The 2,039-nt window shown below is 40.3% G+C and carries 1 protein-coding gene; it reads left to right on the top strand.

Annotation, left to right across the window (positions count from 1 at the left end):
- Positions 1 to 2,039, top strand: a 2,039-nt coding sequence (gene fusA, locus E1176_RS01865; protein WP_155208877.1) for an elongation factor G, incomplete at both ends; no start/stop codon positions are given.

Below are 2,039 nucleotides of genomic sequence, written 5' to 3'. Positions count from 1 at the left end.
GAAATATAGGAATTGCCGCTCACATCGATGCTGGTAAGACTACGACTACAGAGCGTATTCTTTACTACACTGGTGTAAGTCACAAGATTGGTGAGGTGCACGATGGTGCAGCTACCATGGACTGGATGGAGCAGGAGCAGGAAAGAGGTATTACAATTACTTCTGCTGCTACTACTGTATTCTGGCCTTACAAAGGTGATGACTATCACATAAATATTATTGACACCCCTGGTCACGTTGACTTTACTGTTGAGGTAAACAGATCATTACGTGTACTTGATGGATTGGTGTTTTTATTTAGTGCTGTTGATGGTGTTGAGCCACAATCAGAAACTAACTGGAGACTTGCTGATAACTACAAAGTTTCTAGACTTGGTTTCGTGAATAAAATGGACCGTCAAGGTGCTGACTTTCTTGCTGTATGTAAGCAGGTAAAAGAAATGTTAGGTACTAAGGCAGTGCCTTTGCAGTTACCAATAGGTGCTGAAGACAACTTCAGAGGAGTGGTTGACTTAGTGGAGAATATTGCCATGGTTTGGAATGAAGATGACATGGGTATGACCTATGAGCAAATCGATATTCCTGCTGATATGGTAGACGAAGTTGCTGAGTACAGAGAGAGATTAGTAGAAGCGGTAGCTGAATATGATGAGACCTTGATGGAGAAATACTTCGAGGATCCTGATTCAATTACAAAAGATGAAATTATTGCTGCTCTTAGAGCTGCGACTATAGATTTAGCATTTGTACCAATGCTTTGTGGTTCTGCATTTAAGAACAAAGGTGTTCAAACAATGCTTAACTACGTGATGGAATTACTTCCTTCACCACTTGATAGAGGTGAGATCTCAGGTACTAATCCTGACACCGAGGAGAAGGTTACTATAGAACCAAATCCTGACGCACCTTTCGCAGCATTAGCATTTAAAATTGCTACTGACCCATTTGTTGGTAGACTTTGCTTCGTGAGATCATACTCAGGTATGCTAGATTCTGGTTCTTATATTAAGAATACCAGAACAGGTAAGAAAGAGCGTATCTCGCGTATCTTCCAGATGCATGCTAACAAGCAGAATCAGATTGATAAATTACATTGTGGTGATATTGCTGCAGTTGTAGGATTTAAAGATATCAAAACTGGAGACACGCTTACAGATGAGAAGTCTAGCCTTCAGTTAGAATCAATGATTTTCCCTGAGCCAGTAATTGGTTATGCTATTGAGCCTAAAACTCAAGCTGACGTTGATAAGCTAGGTATGGCGATTGCTAAGCTTATTGAGGAAGATCCTACACTACAAGTAGAGACTAACGAAGAAACTGGACAGACGATTTTAAGAGGTATGGGTGAGCTTCACCTTGATATTATCATCGATCGTTTAAAAAGAGAATTTAAAGTTGAAATTAACCAGGGTGCGCCTCAAGTGGCATACAAAGAGGCTATTTCGACTAACGTTGAACATAAAGAGGTTTACAAGAAGCAAACAGGTGGTAAAGGTAAATTTGCCGATATCGTGTTTGAACTTGGACCAACAGATGAAGATTGGGAAGGAAGCGGTTTACAGTTCGTAAATCAGATCACTGGTGGTGTAATTCCTAAAGAATTTATCGGACCAGTAGAGAAAGGATTCAAAGAAGCTATGGCTAATGGTCCTTTGGCAGGTTACCCAATCGATAACATCAAAGTAAGATTGTACCACGGTTCATTCCATGATGTTGACTCTGATGCCCTTTCTTTTGAAATGGCTGCAAGATTAGGTTACAAAGAGGCTGCTAAGAAGGCTAAACCAAAATTGTTAGAGCCGGTAATGAATGTTGAAGTGGTAACTCCTGATGAGTATACTGGTGCAGTAACTGGTGACTTAAACAGAAGAAGAGGTATCATGAAGAACATGACACCAAGAGGTGTCGCTCAGGTGATTAAAGCTGATGTTCCTTTATCTGAATTGTTTGGTTATGTAACTGACCTTAGAACAATTACTTCTGGTAGAGCGACAGCGACATTGACTTTCTCTCATTATGACACAGTTCCTCAAAACTTA

Origin of the sequence: Fulvivirga aurantia, assembly GCF_009711475.1 — a bacterium.
GTDB lineage: Bacteria > Bacteroidota > Bacteroidia > Cytophagales > Cyclobacteriaceae > Fulvivirga > Fulvivirga aurantia.
The sequence above is the reverse complement of the archived record's forward strand: the minus strand, read 5'-3'. Positions and strand labels throughout refer to the sequence as shown.